This window comes from uncultured Desulfobulbus sp. (genome assembly GCF_963662935.2).
In the GTDB taxonomy this organism is placed as follows: Bacteria; Desulfobacterota; Desulfobulbia; order Desulfobulbales; family Desulfobulbaceae; genus Desulfobulbus.
In genome coordinates this window covers 436,646-454,886 of sequence record NZ_CAXXTL010000001.1, presented here as the reverse complement: position 1 = coordinate 454,886, position 18,241 = coordinate 436,646, and the positions used below count along the sequence as shown (strand labels likewise).

General features: G+C 52.8%; 19 protein-coding genes. 16 read left to right on the top strand and 3 right to left on the bottom strand.

Going from position 1 to position 18,241, the window contains the following annotated elements; translation table 11 throughout:
• Positions 1-7 precede the first annotated feature (7 nt).
• From ACHZCX_RS01985 to dusB, 13 genes are all read left to right on the top strand, one after another.
• Complete coding sequence (locus tag ACHZCX_RS01985) at positions 8-487, top strand: chemotaxis protein CheW (RefSeq protein ID WP_319585565.1); 480 nt, start codon at positions 8-10, stop codon at positions 485-487.
• Positions 488-535: 48 nt separating this feature from the next.
• Positions 536-1,690, top strand: coding sequence for a chemotaxis response regulator protein-glutamate methylesterase (locus tag ACHZCX_RS01980; protein ID WP_319585564.1), 1,155 nt, complete (start codon positions 536-538; stop codon positions 1,688-1,690).
• Positions 1,691-1,715: 25 nt separating this feature from the next.
• On the top strand, positions 1,716-2,552 hold the full coding sequence (locus ACHZCX_RS01975; RefSeq protein ID WP_319585563.1) for a protein-glutamate O-methyltransferase CheR: 837 nt from the start codon (positions 1,716-1,718) through the stop codon (positions 2,550-2,552).
• A gap of 41 nt (positions 2,553-2,593) precedes the next feature.
• The gene (locus ACHZCX_RS01970) at positions 2,594-3,163 is read left to right on the top strand and encodes a response regulator (RefSeq protein WP_319585562.1); all 570 of its coding nucleotides are present in this window, start codon (positions 2,594-2,596) and stop codon (positions 3,161-3,163) included.
• A 6-nt stretch (positions 3,164-3,169) separates the two neighbouring features.
• The gene (locus tag ACHZCX_RS01965) at positions 3,170-3,565 is read left to right on the top strand and encodes a MazG nucleotide pyrophosphohydrolase domain-containing protein (RefSeq protein ID WP_319585561.1); all 396 of its coding nucleotides are present in this window, start codon (positions 3,170-3,172) and stop codon (positions 3,563-3,565) included.
• A gap of 145 nt (positions 3,566-3,710) precedes the next feature.
• The gene (gene rpsF / locus ACHZCX_RS01960) at positions 3,711-4,136 is read left to right on the top strand and encodes a 30S ribosomal protein S6 (RefSeq protein WP_319585560.1); all 426 of its coding nucleotides are present in this window, start codon (positions 3,711-3,713) and stop codon (positions 4,134-4,136) included.
• Between the two features lie 44 nt (positions 4,137-4,180).
• On the top strand, positions 4,181-4,420 hold the full coding sequence (gene rpsR, locus ACHZCX_RS01955) for a 30S ribosomal protein S18 (protein ID WP_319585559.1): 240 nt from the start codon (positions 4,181-4,183) through the stop codon (positions 4,418-4,420).
• Between the two features lie 16 nt (positions 4,421-4,436).
• Positions 4,437-5,396 (top strand): DUF2232 domain-containing protein, encoded by a 960-nt coding sequence (locus tag ACHZCX_RS01950; protein WP_319585558.1) that lies wholly within the window; start codon positions 4,437-4,439, stop codon positions 5,394-5,396.
• Between the two features lie 92 nt (positions 5,397-5,488).
• Complete coding sequence (gene rplI / locus ACHZCX_RS01945) at positions 5,489-5,944, top strand: 50S ribosomal protein L9 (RefSeq protein ID WP_319585557.1); 456 nt, start codon at positions 5,489-5,491, stop codon at positions 5,942-5,944.
• A 283-nt stretch (positions 5,945-6,227) separates the two neighbouring features.
• Entirely contained in the window at positions 6,228-7,595 is a 1,368-nt protein-coding gene (gene dnaB / locus ACHZCX_RS01940; protein WP_319585556.1) for a replicative DNA helicase, read from the top strand.
• Positions 7,596-7,640: 45 nt separating this feature from the next.
• Positions 7,641-10,112: a leucine--tRNA ligase gene (gene leuS, locus ACHZCX_RS01935; RefSeq protein ID WP_319585555.1), complete on the top strand. Its 2,472-nt coding sequence runs from the start codon at positions 7,641-7,643 to the stop codon at positions 10,110-10,112.
• A 69-nt stretch (positions 10,113-10,181) separates the two neighbouring features.
• Complete coding sequence (gene lptE, locus ACHZCX_RS01930) at positions 10,182-10,724, top strand: LPS assembly lipoprotein LptE (protein ID WP_319585554.1); 543 nt, start codon at positions 10,182-10,184, stop codon at positions 10,722-10,724.
• Positions 10,725-10,801: 77 nt separating this feature from the next.
• The gene (gene dusB / locus ACHZCX_RS01925) at positions 10,802-11,776 is read left to right on the top strand and encodes a tRNA dihydrouridine synthase DusB (protein WP_319585553.1); all 975 of its coding nucleotides are present in this window, start codon (positions 10,802-10,804) and stop codon (positions 11,774-11,776) included.
• Positions 11,777-11,779: 3 nt separating this feature from the next.
• Here dusB and ACHZCX_RS01920 read toward each other — a convergent pair whose 3' ends face one another.
• Positions 11,780-12,475: a tetratricopeptide repeat protein gene (locus ACHZCX_RS01920; RefSeq protein ID WP_319585552.1), complete on the bottom strand. Its 696-nt coding sequence runs from the start codon at positions 12,473-12,475 to the stop codon at positions 11,780-11,782.
• A 92-nt stretch (positions 12,476-12,567) separates the two neighbouring features.
• On the opposite strand from ACHZCX_RS01920, the gene ACHZCX_RS01915 reads away from it, so the two are divergent.
• Positions 12,568-12,711, top strand: coding sequence for a hypothetical protein (locus ACHZCX_RS01915; RefSeq protein WP_319585551.1), 144 nt, complete (start codon positions 12,568-12,570; stop codon positions 12,709-12,711).
• Here ACHZCX_RS01915 and ACHZCX_RS01910 read toward each other — a convergent pair.
• Positions 12,701-14,953 (bottom strand): VWA domain-containing protein, encoded by a 2,253-nt coding sequence (locus tag ACHZCX_RS01910; protein ID WP_319585550.1) that lies wholly within the window; start codon positions 14,951-14,953, stop codon positions 12,701-12,703. The genes ACHZCX_RS01915 and ACHZCX_RS01910 overlap by 11 nt on opposite strands.
• Positions 14,954-14,959: 6 nt before the next feature.
• Positions 14,960-15,772 carry a CbbQ/NirQ/NorQ/GpvN family protein gene (locus tag ACHZCX_RS01905; RefSeq protein ID WP_319585549.1) on the bottom strand — a complete coding sequence of 271 codons (813 nt, stop codon included), beginning with the start codon at positions 15,770-15,772 and terminating at the stop codon, positions 14,960-14,962.
• Positions 15,773-15,962: 190 nt separating this feature from the next.
• Here ACHZCX_RS01905 and ACHZCX_RS01900 point away from each other — a divergent pair, with 190 nt between their 5' ends.
• Both ACHZCX_RS01900 and ACHZCX_RS01895 read left to right on the top strand, forming a co-directional pair.
• Entirely contained in the window at positions 15,963-16,814 is an 852-nt protein-coding gene (locus ACHZCX_RS01900) for a PHP domain-containing protein (RefSeq protein WP_319585548.1), read from the top strand.
• A gap of 23 nt (positions 16,815-16,837) precedes the next feature.
• Positions 16,838-18,226 (top strand): sigma-54 dependent transcriptional regulator, encoded by a 1,389-nt coding sequence (locus ACHZCX_RS01895; protein ID WP_319585547.1) that lies wholly within the window; start codon positions 16,838-16,840, stop codon positions 18,224-18,226.
• Positions 18,227-18,241: the final 15 nt, after the last annotated feature.

The window sequence follows — 18,241 nt, the reverse complement described above, 5'->3', positions numbered from 1 at the left end:
GAACCATATGTCTGAACCGAGCCAACTCACAAAAAATATCATCGAACTGGCCACTTTTTATGTCGGCAACGCCCTCTGCGGCATGGACATCCTTAAAGTCCAGGAAATCAATAAACTCATGGAAATGACCAAGGTGCCCCAAGCACCGGATTATATGGTCGGCATTCTTAACCTTCGTGGCCAGATTGTGACCATCATCGATCTAGGCCAGAAACTAGGCCTGGGAAACGTTGAAATAAGCAATGAATCCCGCAATATCATTATCAATGCTCCGGGAGAGCATGTTGGTTTGCTGGTCACAAAAATCAGTGATGTGGTCATGGCTGATCCGGATAAAATCGAACCTGCTCCCGCCAACATGAGCGGCATTCAGGGGTCGTTCTTTATCGGCGTCTATAAAACCGAAAACAAACTCATCGGTATTCTCGACATAAAAGAAGTCCTCAAAATCGAATCGGATAATTTGAGTCGTGGGCTTGAGCGATAACCTTGCCGTCGAGGCTAAACTTTTCATTTCTTTGACCATCCCTTGTTCATGTTAGGAAAAAAAATTAAAGTATTAGTAGTCGACGACACCATTGTATACCGCAAAGCGGTCAGCGATATTCTTGCGGAAATGCATGGTGTCGAGGTGGTCGGCGTCGCCCATAATGGAAAAATAGCTGTTTCAAAAATTCAGACTCTCAAGCCGGACCTCCTCACTCTCGATATCGAAATGCCGGAAATGAACGGTATCGAGGTTCTTCAGTACCTCCAGCAACATGCTCCGCAGATTTCAGCCATCATGGTTTCCACCCTGACCTCTGAAGGCGGCGACATGACCATGCGGGCACTCGAACTAGGGGCCTATGATTTCATCCTCAAACCCAACACCACTAACATCAACGAGAGCAAACAACACCTCCGCACCCTATTAACCCCTCTGATCAAGGCCTTTCAGACCGGCCGGACCACCATTGGCTCTATGCAGGCAGGTGGGCGAAGTGGTATCACCGCCCGCAAGACGGGTATGGGAGCTGTCGGTGTGCGTCCCCAGTCCGGCTCGTCCACTACTACGGCGGCGACCGGCGCAAGAACCGTTTCTCCGATTATCGCCTCCTCTCGGCGCCAAGGTAAATCGGAGATCGTCACCATTGGCATTTCCACTGGCGGTCCCAACGCCTTGGCCCGGATGATGCCTATGCTTCCCGGTGACCTCGGTGTGCCAGTTGTCATTGTCCAGCATATGCCACCGGTTTTCACTAAATCCTTAGCGAACAGCCTCAATGCCAAGTGTGCCCTGACGGTGAAGGAGGCGCAAGACGGGGAAGCCTTGCAAGCAAATGTTGCATATATTGCACCCGGTGGTAAACAGATGAAGCTGGTCGCCTCGGCGGACGGCACCAACCGGCTGATCAAGATCACCAATGATCCCCCCGAGAACTCCTGCAGGCCGTCTGCCGATTATCTGTTTCGCTCGGTGGCGGATTATTACGTCGGGCGAACAACGGCAGTGATCATGACCGGCATGGGTTCAGACGGTACCAAGGGACTGCACATTCTCAAACAAAAGGGAGCGTTGATCATTGGGCAAAATGAGGAAAGTTGCGTTGTGTATGGCATGCCCAAGGCCCCGGCTGAACTCGGCTTGACTGATGTGGTGACACCTTTGGATAAGATCGCCGCTGAAATCGTGAAGTCGGTGAAATAACGGATTCCTGCAAACGACGGGCCTCATGCTAAAAATATCCTCTGAAGAGATCAAACTCATCACTAAATATATTTACGAAATTTCGGGAATATATCTGGATGAGAGTAAGAAATATCTCCTGGAGACTCGGTTGAACGCCGTAGCCGAAGAACAGGGCGCCTCCAATTTTCAGGATTTTCTGAGAAAAGCTAAAGCGGACCCATCCAAGGCGATCGAGCGGAAAATTATAGACGCCATATCGACCAACGAAACTCTTTTTTTCCGTGACACTGGCCCATTTCAGCTCCTTCAGCATAAGATCTTTCCCGAGCTGATCGATGCCCGTTCTTCCAAAACCCCACAGCTGAAAACCAATCTGAAAATTTGGAGTGCCGCTAGTTCAACTGGCCAGGAACTCTATTCTGTAGCGATCGTGCTTCAGGAACTTCTGGGGGATATGTCGAAATATGCAGTTAAACTCCTGGGTACAGATATCTCCGACGCGGCGGTTGCCCAAGCCAGTAGCGGTAAATTCAACAAATTTGAAATAGAACGCGGCCTTGCCCGGGACAAACTGACCAAGTATTTTTCCATGGCCGGCCAAACCTGGAAAATCAACGATCAAATCCGGGCCATGGTCAACTTCCGCAAGTTCAATCTGATGACCCCCTTCTCCGGTCTGGGCAAGTTTGATATTGTGCTTTGCCGAAACGTCGCCATCTATTTCACTTTGGAAGACAGAAAAAAACTCTTCAATAAAATTGCTGATGTCCTTGAGCCTGATGGATACCTGATCATTGGCTCCACCGAATCGCTCACCGGGATTTGCCCTCGATTCATACCCAAGCGGCATCTTCGATCCATTTTCTACCAATTGAAATAAGCACAGACGAGAGAGTTCCTCAAACGATCAATGGTGTATCTATGAACACAATGACTATCCTTGTTGCCGATGACGATCCGGTCATCCGAAAACTTTTTGAAAAACGACTCACTAAAGAAGGGTACGAGGTGACGGTGGCGTCGGACGGTGCTCAAGCGGCGAGGCTGCTCGACACCACCTCCTTTGACGTCGTTATAACCGACCTGGTGATGCCTGGCGATATCGGTGGTATCGAGTTGTTGAAAATAGCCAAGGAAAAGAGCGTCGACATTGAGGTGATTGTTATCACCGCCCACTCCTCCGTTGACACTGCCGTCGATGCCATGAAAAAAGGAGCGGTCGATTACCTAGAAAAACCAGTTAATTTCGACGAACTTTTTCTTCGCCTGGAAAAAATATCGGAAGTCAAAGCCCTCATGAAAAACGCCGGCGACCTCAGGGAAGCGATGGACGTCACCGAAAGCTCAGCTGCCCAGACCATTCAGGATCTGGAGATAATCAACAGTAACCAGCAGGTAATGTTTGACAAACTGGAAGCAATTCTTAGCGATTCCCGTCTGGATGAATACATTCGACTCGAGCAGGCGTTGCAGCTTCTTGAATCCCGCTAAAACTACATGGATCAATCGCTGAAAAAGGAAGCCGCCATCGCCTTTACCCGCCTTGAGCAGGTTATAACTACCCTTCGCGGCGAGAATGGATGCCCCTGGGATATCAAACAAACGCCGACTTCTTTAAAAAAATATCTCTTGGAGGAATGCCACGAACTGGCGGAGGCAATTGATAAGGGCAGCGAAAAGGAAATCTGCGAAGAAATTGGCGATGTTTTCTTTATCCTCGCCATGTTGATTACCATGTTTACTGAGCACAATCACTTCACCTCCGACGATGTGATTGAAGGGATTATTGCCAAAATGATCAGACGTCATCCCCATGTCTTTGGTAACGTACGCCTTGTTGATGCAGAGGAATTGCAAGAACAGTGGCAACGGATCAAGGCGCAAGAAAAATAACTTCCCTCCCCTCCTCTCCCGTAACTAGCTTTTCCCTTGACATTTCCTCTTACTTTTTACTATTGTATCCAGCTTATTCACAATAACCTTCTCGCTCTCACCGCCAGGAAAGAAGCGAGGGCCACTTTGACCACGAGGAGGAATCATGCGTCATTACGAAACCACGTACATTCTGCGCCCAAACCTGGGTGAAGAACAATTCACCGAAATCATTGACCGCACCAATGCCATTGTCACCAATGACGGCGGCGCGATCATCTGCCTTGACCGCTTGGGCGTCAAACGGATGGCGTACGAGATCAACAAGGAAATTCAAGGCTGTTATGTCTACATGAACTATGCTGCTCCCGGCAAGACGGTTGACGAAATCGAACGTATATTCAGGATCGACGACAGAGCTCTCCGGTACTTGACCGTTAAACTTGGCGATTCCATGAATGCGGAGGCTATTGAAGCCGAAAAACAACGCATTGAAGAAAAAGCGGCCGCCCGCGCCAAAGCACAATCCGAGGATGCGGAAGGCGACGAGTTTGAAGGCGAGGCGCTGGAAGACGAAGCCACCGAAGAATAAACAACCGTCAAGGTTATATTAGAGAAGCATAGAGGAGCAGCCAAATGTCTCAACCCAAAAAAGTATTTTCGCGTCGCCGCGTTTGCCGTTTTTGTACCGACAAGGATATTGTCATCGATTACAAGGATGCAAAAAATCTGAAAAATTTTGTTACCGAACGGGGTAAAATTATTCCAAGACGAATTTACGGGACGTGTGCCAAGCATCAGCGCCAGTTGACCGAAGCGGTTAAACGGGCCCGTCAGTTGGCCCTGCTACCGTACATGGGATCCACCCAGTTTTAACGTTTCCCCTTTAAGAATGATTAATTTCGGGTTCGGGTGGAAAGAGTTTTCCGTTCCACCCGGCCAAATTTTCCTACTCAGTGTTCTTTTCTTTATACCAGCGCTGAGTCCATCCCTTTTTGGATGGTTGAATGGACTGTTGGCTGTTCCTGTGTTTTATCTTTTGATCATCAACGGATACGGTACAGGAAAAAAACTGATTTTCCTCAGCCTTCTTATGGCGGGGCTAGGCGCGCTCCTGATGCAGCGACTGGAGATTTTTCTTTTTTCGCTGACAGTAATTCCTTTGGGGTTCACGCTGTTTAAAAGCGCATCTGCCAAAGAATCGGCGGCAATGAGCGGCTTTAAAGGGCTTGCCGCCCTCAGCTTGACGTGGCTATTTTTCTGGGGAATATACGGTGCAACCGCCGGCATCAATCCCTACAGTCACCTGCTGACGGTTCTTGATCTTGGATTTCAGCAAACCTTGGAGTTGTACAGCGCCAAGGAAGCAGGATTGTCCCCGGAAATAGTGCTGAACCTGACGATGGTGACCACTGTTATGCGGGAAACTGTGCCCAAGATGCTTCCCGGCTTACTGATGTCCATGGTTATCATCACGGTCTGGGTCAACATGGTTCTTGCCAATAGCCTGACAGGGCGATTGACCGGTTTTGCACCTTGGGACCGTTTCGCCATCTGGAAACTCCCCGAGCAACTGGTGTGGATGCCCATTACAGGCATTGTCATCATCTTGGTTGGCCAAGGTTTTTTACAGGAAGTGGGTGGCTGGCTGTTAATGATCGCCGGCTTGGTCTATTTCTTTCAAGGGTTGGCCGTATTCATTTCCCTGTTAGAACGTTGGAGGGTCCCGTTATTTGTCAGGGTGATATTGTACGTTATGTTCATTATCCAAAGTTACGGCTTGATCCTTCTTGCCGTTCTGGGGTTAAGCGATATCTGGTTCAACTTGCGAGAGAGAACCGAACAACAATGAAATGCGAGCAGGCATCCTATTTGTGATTTGCTTTGCTTTGACAGTTTATATTCAACAACTGATACAATAGATACAGAAAGAGGGTCTGATCAATGGAAATTATCTTGAAAGAAACTATTGAAACTCTGGGCCAGGAAGGTGAAGTCGTCAAAGTAAAACCTGGCTACGCACGCAATTTCCTCATCCCCCAACAAAAAGCAGTGCTGGTCAGCAAGGCATCTCTGGCCCGTCTTGAGAAAGAGAAACAAGCCATAGCCGCTCGGTTAGCCGAGCAGAAGAAAAAAGCCGAAGGGTTAGCCGCCCAGCTTGATGGCAAGGTTATTACTATTAAAAAGCGGGTGGGCGACGAGAGCCGTCTGTTCGGTTCGGTAACCAACAACGACATTGCCATCGCCTTGCAAGAAGCTGGGGTGACGGTTGATAAAAAATCTATTGTCCTTCCCGAGCAGATAAAAAGAATCGGCGAGTACAAGATTACAGTGAAGACTGGGTACCAAACAGCAGGTTATGTTCAGATCCAGGTTGTTCCGGAAACCTATGTGCAATAAAAAGTAAATTCAGCAGGTTGCACACCTCATGCAACCGTCGGGTCCGACAGCCTTAACAAGAGAGCCCAACCTCTTTTAAAAATGCCGTGCAACCCTCCGCTTCAGCAAAAATGAGCGGGTTCAAGTGCCTTTTCTGCTTACAGAAAAGGCACTTTCATTTTCAACGTGCCATTCCCCATCGGTGAAGGTATAGTTGCGACGGAAAAAATAATCGTCTTCTTTTTCGCCACTCAGCAGACATATGCAGCACTCCTTTCCCCCTATCAGCTCCATCTCAAACAAAATGCTTCCACCTCAGAATGTAGAGGCAGAACAGGCGGTTCTGGGGGCCATACTTCTTCAAGACAAGGCCTTACTGAAAATTGTCGAGCTGTTGGTGCCGGAAGATTTTTATCGTGACGCCCACAAGACCATTTTCGCCGCCATGCTCATCCTCTTTGAAAAGCGCGAGCCTCACGATCTGATCACGGTAACCGGGCTACTCAACGATCAGAACAAACTGGAGAATATCGGTGGGGCATCTTATTTGGCTTCCTTAACCGACATTATCCCCTTCACCGGCACCTTGGTCCACCACGCCCAGATTATCCGTAAAAAATCGGTTCTTCGCCGTTTGATTCAAACCACAACAGAAGTGACGGCTCGCTGCTACGACGCCCAGGATGATATCGAATCGCTGGTCGACCTGGCGGAAAAAACAATCTTTGAGATTGCGCATTCAAACAATGGCCAGGGGTTTCAGCCCATGGCCATTGTGGTCCCGCGCGCCTTTGACCGAATCACCAAACTGTTCGACCGGCAAGAGCATATTACCGGGGTGGCCACCGGCTACGATGAACTCGACAGAATGACCGCTGGTCTGCAACCCGCTGAAATGGTCATCCTGGCCGCACGACCGTCGATGGGAAAAACGGCGTTGGCCATGAACATCGTTCAGCACGCCGCCCTGATTGGCAAAGTCGCGGTTGCTGTCTTCAGTCTGGAAATGTCCACCGAATCCCTAGCCCTCCGCATGCTCTGCTCGTTGGGTCGAATTGATTCCCAACGCATCCGTACCGGCAAACTCAATGAAAACGACTGGCCAAAACTGACCCGCGCCACCGGCATGCTCGCCGACGCCCCTATCTATATCGACGACACCGCTGGCCTGACTGTCTTGGAAATGCGGGCGAAGGCCAGACGCTTGAAATCCGAACATGACCTTGGTTTGATTGTCGTCGACTATCTTCAGTTGATGCAAGGTAAAAACAACTCCGAGAACCGAGCCCAGGAGATCTCCGAAATCTCCCGATCGCTCAAAGCCATGGCCAAAGAACTGAACGTCCCTGTCCTTGCTCTCTCTCAGCTCAACCGAGGTTTGGAAAATCGCACCGATAAACGACCACAACTCTCCGACTTGCGTGAATCAGGGGCCATCGAACAGGATGCCGACGTCATTATGTTCATCTACCGTGACGAGGTCTACAATCGGGCCGAGGATAATCCAAACCGGGGCCTAGCAGAAATTATTATCGGCAAACAGCGCAACGGTCCAACCGGCGTGATCAAATTGACCTTTCTTGGTGAATACACCACCTTCGAAAATTACACGAGTCGCCTGTCCACCTCACACTATCAGCCGGAACAGGGCTCTGAAATTGATTTCAACTAAACAGTTTTCCATTTGACCACCATGCAACCCACAGCACAATCGATCATGCCAACCAACGACAAGTACGACTTCAAAGTCATCGAACAGCGATGGCAGCAGCACTGGGAAGAGGAAAAGACCAATAAGGTCAGCCATCAGCCAGGACGACCGAAGTACTACGTTCTTGAAATGTTTCCTTATCCATCCGGCCGGATTCATATGGGCCATGTGCGCAACTATTCCATTGGCGACGTCATCGCCCGCTATAAACGGATGCAGGGTTTCAACGTTCTCCACCCCATGGGTTGGGATGCATTTGGCTTGCCGGCCGAAAACGCTGCGATGAAACGCGGCATCCACCCCGCCTCCTGGACATACGACAACATTGATTACATGCGCGGTCAGCTCAAAGCCATGGGCCTGAGCTACGATTGGGACCGGGAATTAGCCACTTGCAATCCTGACTATTATCGTTGGGAGCAGGTGCTCTTTCTCAAGATGCTGGAGCATGGCCTGATCTACCGCAAGGAAACCACGGTCAACTGGTGTGACGACTGCCAGACTGTCCTTGCCCGCGAGCAGGTCATCGACGGCGCCTGCTGGCGTTGCGATCAACCAGTGTTGCCCAAAACCATGTACGGCTGGTTTTTCAAGATCACCGACTATGCCGAAGAACTGCTTGCTGATCTCGACAGTCTGACTGGCTGGCCGGAAAAAGTGGTAACCATGCAGCGCAACTGGATCGGCAAAAGCACTGGCCTTGCCTGCGATTTCAAGGTCGAAGGCAGTGACCAGACGATTACCATCTTTACCACCCGGCCAGACACCATTTTTGGGGTGACCTTCATGTCGCTCGCTGTCGAGCATCCCCTACTCAAAGCATTAACCAAAGGAAAGCCGGAGGAACAGCAGGTCAACCTTTTTGTGCAAGAAACCATCCTTGCCAAGCAACGGGCTAGCCTTGACCAAGAGATGGAAAAGCAGGGTGTATTCACCGGCAGCTACTGCATCAATCCTTTCACCGGTGAGCGGGTGCCGATTTTTGCCGCCAATTTCGTGCTTATGGAATATGGAACTGGCGCGGTAATGGCCGTTCCCGCCCATGATCAGCGCGATTTCGAATTCGCCTGCAAGTACAGCCTGCCGATCCGGGTGGTGGTGCAACCCGAGGGAGAAGCCCTGGATGCGGTTGCCATGACCGAAGCAGCGGAAGGCCCCGGTGTCCTGGTTGCCTCGGGTTCTTTCACCGGGCTTGATTCCATTGAGGCGCAGCAGGCAATCATTGCCCATGCACAGAGAGAGCGGTGTGGTCGTCCCCATATCACCTATCGCCTGCGCGATTGGGGTATTTCCCGCCAGCGCTACTGGGGTGCGCCCATCCCGGTGATCCATTGTGAGAGTTGCGGCATCGTGCCCGTGCCAGAATCCGAGCTGCCCATCCTGTTGCCAGGAACCGAAGACTCCAAGGGACGTCACAGCCCCCTGCATCAGCAGGAAGACTTCATAGCCGTAACCTGCCCGAGCTGCGGCAAACCAGCGCGGCGCGAGACCGACACCCTCGACACCTTTGTTGAATCATCCTGGTATTTTGCCCGCTATACTAACCCCGGTCTCGATACCGCCCCCATCGACATGGAGGCTGCCGCCTATTGGCTGCCGGTCGATCAGTATATTGGTGGGGTTGAACACGCCATTCTCCATCTGCTCTACGCCCGTTTCTTCACTAAGATGCTGCGCGATCTTGGTTACCTCACGGTGAATGAACCCTTTACCAATCTGTTGACCCAGGGCATGGTAATCAAGGATGGCGCCAAGATGTCCAAATCCAAGGGGAACGTGGTTGATCCCAGTGAGCTGATCGAGCAATACGGAGCCGATACGGTGCGTCTCTTTTCCCTGTTTGCCGCACCGCCGGAGCGGGATCTTGAATGGAACGCCCAAGGCGTGGATGGGGCTTCACGATTTCTGAACCGCGTTTACCGGTTGGTTATCCATAATCTTACCTGTTTTGGTCAAACCGCAATCGTTGATCTCACTGCCTTAAACGAGCCTTCTCGGATCCTCCACCGGAAAACCCATCAGGCCATCCGGCGGGTAACCGAGAACATTGAAAGCAATTTTCATTTTAACACCGCCATCTCCGGTGTTATGGAATTGGTCAACCTGGCCACGACAGTTGCCGACGAGCAAATTGATCCGGCGGTGCAACGTGATACCCTGGAAACGATCCTCACCCTCCTGTTCCCCATGGTCCCCCATTTCTGCGAGGAACTGTGGCAGATCTCCGGTCACCCCAACCAGCTCAATAACGCTGTGTGGCCGCAATATAATGTGGAAGCAGCCAAGGATGATGAAATAACTATCGTCATTCAGATCAACGGCAAGGTGCGCTCCAAGCTGCAGGTGCCGCCTGACATCGACGATCAATCCTTGGAGCGGATGGCCTTAAGCGAAGAGAAAATATCCAAGCTACTGGCGGACAAGCAACCGCGGAAAATCATTGTTGTGCAAAAAAAACTTGTTAATATCGTTTTGTAATCGATCACTTTTTTTGACTGCCTTCGAAAAACTGACCGAATCCGGTCATTGGCCTGAACAAGGAGCACTATGCTGAAAACCAGAAGATATGGATGGGGACTCGTGCTGCTGTGCATGCTCGTCTTAGGCGGATGCGGCTACTATTTCCCCCATGTGTACGAAGGCCCGCACCGGAGTATTTACATGCCGACCTGGCAGAACCGAACCAACAAACTGGGGCTTGACATGAAAATTTACCAGTCCCTGTCCCATTGGTTTCAAAAATCAGAGGCAGTCAATCTGACCAAAGAGAAAAGTGGGGCGGACCTGGTCTTGGCGGGTGAAATTTTGTCCATTGATCTCCCCAGTGTTTCCTGGGAAAATATCTCCAACGCCACGGGAACCCAGGTCAATCTATATGTCCGCTACATACTGAAGGACAACAACTCCGGCAAGATACTTTGGGAGGTTCCCAATAAACTCTACACCGCTGATTACACGGTCAAAACGGCCACCAGCGCCGCAGATGACGAGGCCCTGGCCAAAATCATCGACGATCTGTCAGAGGACATTTATCTCGGCGCCCTCAATAAAATCAGAAAGCAGCAAATGCAGGCGCAACCAGCCAAGTGATCTTTTTTGACATTATGTTTACCAGGCACTGCAGAATTTTCTGGAGTGCCTTTTTTCTTTCTTTTTTCTGTTAAACAATGGATCCAGCTCGCTTGCCTGTTATCCCGCCTTTCACCATCGGCCCCCTGCGTCTCCAATCAGGACTGGTTCTGGCGCCACTTGCCGGTTATACCGACCTGCCCTTTCGCCTGCTCTGCCGGGAGTACGGAGCCGCACTCTGCTTTTCCGAAATGATCAGTTGTCATGGCCTGGCATACGATCAGAAGAATACCTGCGAACTGCTGCGGACCGTTGCCGAAGAGCGGCCTTTTGCTGTCCAGCTCTTTGGCAGCGATCCTGAACTTATGGGTAAGGCAGCAACCATCGTTTCCTCCCTGCCGGTGGACCTGATCGACATCAACATGGGCTGTCCTGTGCGCAAGGTGATCAAAAAAGGCTGCGGTGCGGCTTTAATGAAAGACCCGCAACGGGCTGAGGCCATTATCAAAACGGTTTGCGCCCGGACATCGCTGCCGGTAACCGTCAAATTTCGCAGCGGCTGGACCGAGGCGACCATCAATGCCCCTGAGTTTGCCGCCATGGCCGAAGCAGCCGGAGCTTCTGCCGTGACCATTCACGCCCGCACCTGGATTCAGAATTTTGGCGGCAAAGCTGATTGGCAGGTGATCAAAGCAGTGAAGGCGGCGGTGTCGATCCCGGTGATCGGCAACGGCGACGTTCTCACCTATGCAGAAGGGATGGCGATGATGGCGGCAACCGGATGCGATGGGATAATGGCGGGTCGGGGAGCGCTCGGCAACCCCTGGCTCTTTTCACCGGCGGGCAGGCCAACCAGTCTCAGCGGACGGCTCCCTGCTATTGAGCGCTATCTGCAACTGGCCCATCAGTTTCTGCCTGTGGCTAAGGTGTTGTTCAAGGTGAAAAATCATACCGCCAAGTTCCTCACCGGTCTGACCGGAGCGGCCCGCCTCCGGCATGCAATCTACGCCTGCGAAAGCGTCGAAGAGATTATTGCCCTGCTACGGGAACAAGACGACGAAGAAACACCGTGACCTCTACTCTTGGAGTTCCGGCACAATCGATTTCGGCTCAGCCAGTTTTTCCACCTGACGGTACAGATCAACAGAAATGGCCTGAGCCCGGTTTAATTCTTCCCAGGACATGTCGGCCATGAGGTTATTGCGGTTGATCGCGGCAACAGTATTGCCACGGCTGGCCGCCAGGGAATACCAGGCATAGCCCTTGGCCTTATCCGTATCGGTACCAGTGCCAGTGGCGTACATTAAACCGGTATTGGCTTGGGCCATCGGGTCGCCCTGGAGCGCGGCCTTCTCGTACAACTGCAAGGCTTTTGGGTAATCGCGCTCGCCGCCCAGTCCGTTGTAGTAGAGATAGGCCAAATCATTCTGAGCGGCCAGATTGCCCTGCTGTGCGGCCTCACTCAGCCACTTTTTCGCCTCCAGATAATTTTGCGGGACTGCGCTGCCGCGCAAATACATAGCGCCGATAATGGTGAGCGATTCGGGCGAGATTTTACCCTGCTCCGCTGCTTTGAGCAGCCATTTGAAGCCGCCTCGTTTATCCGGATCCGTCCCTTGCCCCTGATAGAGCATGCCGCCAGTGACAAACTGAGATTCGGCATCGCCGCGCTCGGCCGCAAGCCGGTACAGTTCGAGAGCACGCGCATAGTTAACGGGTTGTCCCTTGCCGTAATAGGCACGATACGCCTGTGCCCTGAGGCGCAGGGCCACCTCATCTCTTTCCCCGGTCTGTGCCCCGCAAGTCCCGATCAGAAATAAAAAAATTATGAGAAGACCGCTCAGCCATTGCATGAAGCCACCTGATGTTAGGTTCTGGTGTTGAAAGCGTTGATCTCATCGTTAAACAGCACGGTGAAAAAGTATTCAAGCAAAAATCAGGGGATAGGGTGGTGTTGAGCGCGCTGCAGGGACAAAAATCCGCGCCGTTGTCGGCAGTCAACTGGTGAGGGTTCGGTAAATTTCCGACATCCGAGAGGGCAGTTGATTGACTTTGTCGATAAAGATATAGTTCACCTCGCCGTACATATGGGCCATGTATTCGTGGGCTTGACGATCGATGGTGATGCAAAAAGGGTGCACCCCTTTGGCCTTGGCTTCCAGGAGAGCGTGGCGGGTGTCCTCGATGGCATAGTCGCCCTTGTAGTCGTCGTAGTCCTCGGGCTTACCGTCCGAGAGGACGATTAAGAGCCGGATTTTGGCCTCAACCTGGGCAAAGAGCGAGGTCATGTGGCGGATGGCCGGAGCCATGCGCGTGTATTCACGGGGACCGATGGCGCTAATCCGCTGGCGCACCGCCTGGGTGTAGCGTTCGTCCATCCGTTTTACCGGAAAGACCTCGCAACGCAACCGTCGCATCCCTGAAAAGCCGTAAATACCGTAGCGATCATTGAGCACCTCCATGGCCTCGCAGATCAGGACCAGCGCCTCTTTGATCGACTGCCCGACCCAACCGGCGGTGGAATTGGACATGTCGACCAGAAAATAGACGGCTATATCGCGCTGGTCGCGGGCCAGGCGTATGAACAGTCGGTCCGAGGGCGGACGTCCCGCATAATTATCGGCTAACGATTCGATCATGGCGTCGAGGTCGATATCGTTGCCCTCCCGTTGCCGGCGAACAAAACGCTCACTGGTCTGGAGAAGCTCGAACTGATGACGCAGGCGGCGTATCTGGCCCCGGTACTGTTGCAGAGTCTGGGCGATGAACGAGTTCTGCACAGGTGGGATTTCTCTTTCAGTGACCACACACCAGTTTTTACGAAATCCTTTACGGCGGTAATCCCACTCATCATACACCACCGGTTCTACAGCTTCCTTCCCTTCTCCAGGGTTTGCCTGACGGGACGTATTAAAGAGTTGCCCGGCTTTGCCCTCGGTGGCACTGATGGTGTGTTCGGCAAGGGAGTTTTGGCCGTGTCGTTCCTGGTTTTGCATTTTTGAATCAATGAGTGCTTCACTGTTCTCAATCATTTGAGATTGCAAAAATGGAGGCAACTGTTCATGCGCACTTTCCGCATCCATGATCAAGGCGATATCCTGTCCCTGTTTGCCGCCCGCACCGTTTGGATTGCTCTCTTCGCCATTCGCCTTTTTGGCAACCGGAGGCAGTTGCGCGCTCATGGTTTTAATCAACCGCAATTCCTTGTCCGCATGTTGCTTCATCCCCAGATTGCGCATCTCCTGGAGCCGGAGCGTTCCCTGAAAAATGAACGGCTTGGTCAGGGAAAAGTTGACCTCGGAGTCGAGCAAGGGCATCAGAGTGCGGACGGCCTCCAGGCTGACCTCGTTGTCCGCTCCCGGTTCCTGGCACTGGTGCAGCAAGGCGAAGGCCTGGTCATCCAATTGGGATTCACCCGGAGCCGGCCGCTTGTAGTGCAGTAGGCCCTGTTGCAAACGATCGAGCAAATTAGGCCTGTTGGAATTGTCGGGGGAGAACAGTAACCGTGGCAAAAGAGGCGCGGCTTGCCGCATAAGGCCAGGGAGCTCAATGCGCAAAAAAGCGAGCACCCGCACGGTTTCAAAGAAATGATAGAGACAACGGGCATTGGCGGGAACACTGAACTCGGAGAAAAAGCAATCAAGCGGATGTGCCCCTTTTTTGCGCAACGGAAGATACCGAGGGGCGACAAAGGTTCCGGCCTGGAGGCTGGCCCATTGAAAAGAGACCATCAGCTTATAAAGAAGGAAATTTTCCTCATGCTCAGTGAACAACCCGATTTCACTGGGAAGATAAATCGATTCCGAATCAGTCGAAGCGGCGTCAGCGGCTACCAGGGGCAATTCCCTGCCTGCCAAACCGTTCACATAGGGCTGCAACCGGGACCGGACGTCAAGAAGGCGCAGGCCACCCTGCCCGCGAAGATGGCGGGCAAACTGTTGCTCAACATCTTCCATGAACAACTGGGCGCCGCGTAACCCCCCGGTTTCATACCGGTCGAGCAAGGTATGCACCCAGAGTGACAACTCATCCAGGGCCAGACAACAGAGCGCGGGTCCGGCGGCGGAAAGATAAGCAAAACAGAGCGAATGCGAAACAGGCCAGATCGCCGGAATCTGGGCAAATATATCATCAACGTGTTCCGCCTCGTCCGTGGCCAGCGGAGTGAGTGCCTCCTCCACATCCCATTCGTTGGGCAGACTGGGAGAGACCAGTTGGTAAAATTTGGCTTTCAGGATCTCCAGGTCCATGGGCGTTCAGAAGAGCGAACTGACCATTTCATCGAGGGCAGCCAGCAATTCCCGATCATCGGTGAGGGCCTCGCTGATAGCAGCGCGGCAGGCTGTCTTCACCGGAATGCCCCGGCCGATCAGCTTGCCGGTCTGGATGAGCAGACGGGTGGAAGCCCCCTCGGCCAAACCTGAATCCTTGAGGCCTCTGGTCATACCGGCTAGCTTGACCAACGGTTTGGCGATCTCAAGACCTAATCGTCCTTCCTTACAGACGATCTCAATCTCCTTGTCTGGGGTTGGGTAGTCAAAGGACAGGGCAATAAAACGCTGCCGGGTCGAAGCCTTCAGGTCCTTCAATACACTCTGGTACCCGGGGTTATAGGAGACCGCAAGCATGAACTCAGGGGGTGCGGTCAGCAGTTCACCACGTTTTTCGATGGGCAGTTGCCTCCGGTCATCAGCCAGGGGATGAATGACGACGGTAGTGTCTTTGCGCGCCTCGACGATCTCGTCGAGATAGCAGATTGCTCCGGCCCGGACTGCCATGGTCAGCGGGCCGTCGGTCCAGACCGCTTCACCGGCGCGAATCAAATAACGGCCGACCAGATCGGAGGTGGAGAGATCATCGTGACAGGAGACGGTGACCAGCGGCCGCTGCAGCCGCCACGCTAGATACTGCATGAACCGGGTCTTGCCGCAGCCGGTGGGTCCCTTGAGCAACAGCGGCGAACCATCGTGAAAGGCAGCTTCAGCGATGGCCAACTCGTCACCGGTGATCAAATAATAAGGTTCTTCTTCAATCCGGTATTCATCGATCCGCATTTGTCGTCCTGGCATGAGCCTCTCCTTGGAAAGTGTTTCCCCCACAATAAGAACGGCTCCCGTTGTTGACAAGCTCCACTTTTCCTGGCGATTTCATTTGGTTATTGCACAAAACCAAGGCCATGAGTACATTGAAGCAGTATATTGTGGCTGATTTTTCTCCTGGTTCCACCCCTTTTTTTGCTGGACAACCGGTTCTGTTTGTATGTGTATCGACCTTCATACCCATTCCATCTACTCCGACGGCACGTCCACCCCGGAGGAGCTTGTCGGACTAGCCCTCAGTAACGGCCTGAAAGGTCTGTCGCTTACCGATCACGACACTGTCGAGGGGGTAGAAGAGGTCAGGAGGTTAGGCGAACAGGCAGGGCTCGTCGTCGTGTCCGGAGTGGAAATCAGCACCACCCTGCGGCAGTACACCTTACACATTCTCGGCTACGGCATTGATCACACGGATCAGGTCCTGCACAGCTGGCTCCAGCCGCTCCAGGAAGGACGAAAAAAACGCAACGACATCATCCTGCACAAATTGCAAGCGTTGGGGGTTGAGATCACCGCCGAGGAAGTCCAGGAGATTTCATGCTGCGGCCAAACCGGCCGACCGCATATTGCCCGGCTTTTGATGGCCAAAGGAGTGGTCGACAGCTTTGATGGCGCCTTTCGTCAGTATCTCGGCCGGAACCGCCCCGCCTGGGAGAGCCGGTTCAGCTACTCCGCTGCTGAAACTATCGACATGATTCACCAAGCTGGTGGCCTGGCGGTCCTGGCCCACCCTGCCCAGTTGGACCCGGAGATGCGGGTGCAACCATTGCTGATCCGCGAACTGGTTCTGCGCGGGCTCGATGGTCTGGAAATCCATTACCCCACGCATACCCGCAAAACCAAGAAAAAACTGAAGGCACTGGCCCACGAACAAAACCTGCTGGTCACCGGTGGCAGCGATTTCCACGGCATGACCAGGCCTGCTCATCGCCTTGCCGGCAAAGCTATGGGATTTTGCCCACCGTGTTCCCTTCTCGACGAACTCACAGCCCGTCTCAACAGACGCCAACCATAACCTTCTCCCAGTTTCGAGCCGCCATGCACACCATTCTCATTGTCGATGACGAACCCAACTATCAGATTGTCCTGGCTGAACTGCTCAAAGACGAGGGCTACGAGGTCTTTACCGCCGACAGTGGCCTGGCTGGGTTGCCCATTGTCCTCAGCACCGATCTGGATCTGGTGCTCTCCGACATGAAGATGCCGGGCATGGACGGCATCGAGTTTCTGGCCAAAATCAAGGAGTACAACCGGGAGCTTCCGGTTATCCTGATCACCGCCTATGCCGAGGTGGAAAAGGCGGTCGAGGCCATGCGACTCGGGGCCTTCACCTACCTAGCCAAGCCCTTTTCCAACCAGCAATTGTTGGCCAGCGCTACCAAAGCCATCGAGCATTACGGCCTGATCCGTGAGATCCGCCGATTGCGAGCCGAGGCAACGCCGCGCTCCGGATTTGGCGGTATGATCGGCAAGAGTCCCTCAATGCGAGCGGTCTACCAACTGATTGAAAAGGTGGCGCCCACTCCCTCCTCGGTCTTGATCACCGGTGAATCGGGAACGGGTAAGGAATTGGTCGCCCGGGCCATCCACAACCTCAGTCCCCGCAAGGAAGCGCCGTTTATTTCAGTCAACTGTGCGGCCCTTTCCGAACATCTGCTGGAAAGTGAACTGTTCGGCCATGAAAAAGGCGCCTTCACCGATGCGGTGGTCATGCGCAAAGGACGCTTTGAACTGGCGGACACCGGCACCCTTTTCCTGGACGAGATCGGCGAGATGCCGCCCCAACTTCAGGCTAAGCTGCTGCGAGTCCTGCAAGAAAAAAACTTTGAACGCGTCGGCGGCTCGGTCACCCAGCATGTCGATGTCCGCATCCTGGCGGCGACCAACAAAGACCTCAAGGATGAGGTCGACAAGGGGAAGTTCCGGGAAGACCTCTATTACCGGCTCAATGTCATCCATATTCATCTTTCACCGCTGCGTGAGCGGGTGGACGACATCCCTGCGCTGGTCACCCATTTTATTGAAAAGAACAGCCGGAACCTGGGGAAAAACCTGGATATTTCCCCGGAGGCTCTGCGTTTGCTGGTCAGCCTGCCTTGGGAAGGCAATGTGCGGGAGTTGGAAAATACCATCGAACGCGCCGCCATTCTCTGTAACGGCGATCGCATCGAACCGGAGGATGTGCAGCCCGATTCGACGGAACTGGCCAATGCCCACGAGTGGAGCAGCGGCCTGGAACTCAATCAATTCATCCCGGAGCATTTAAGCCTGGCCGAGGTGTTAAACGGTATTGAGGAAAAATTGGTACGCAAAGCCCTGGACGACAACTTCCATGTCCAGGCCAGGGCTGCGGAACAACTGGGCATCACCAAGAGCCTCTTGCAGTACAAGATGAAGAAATATAACTTACAGCGGCGTAAACGATGAGAAAAGGGGGAACGG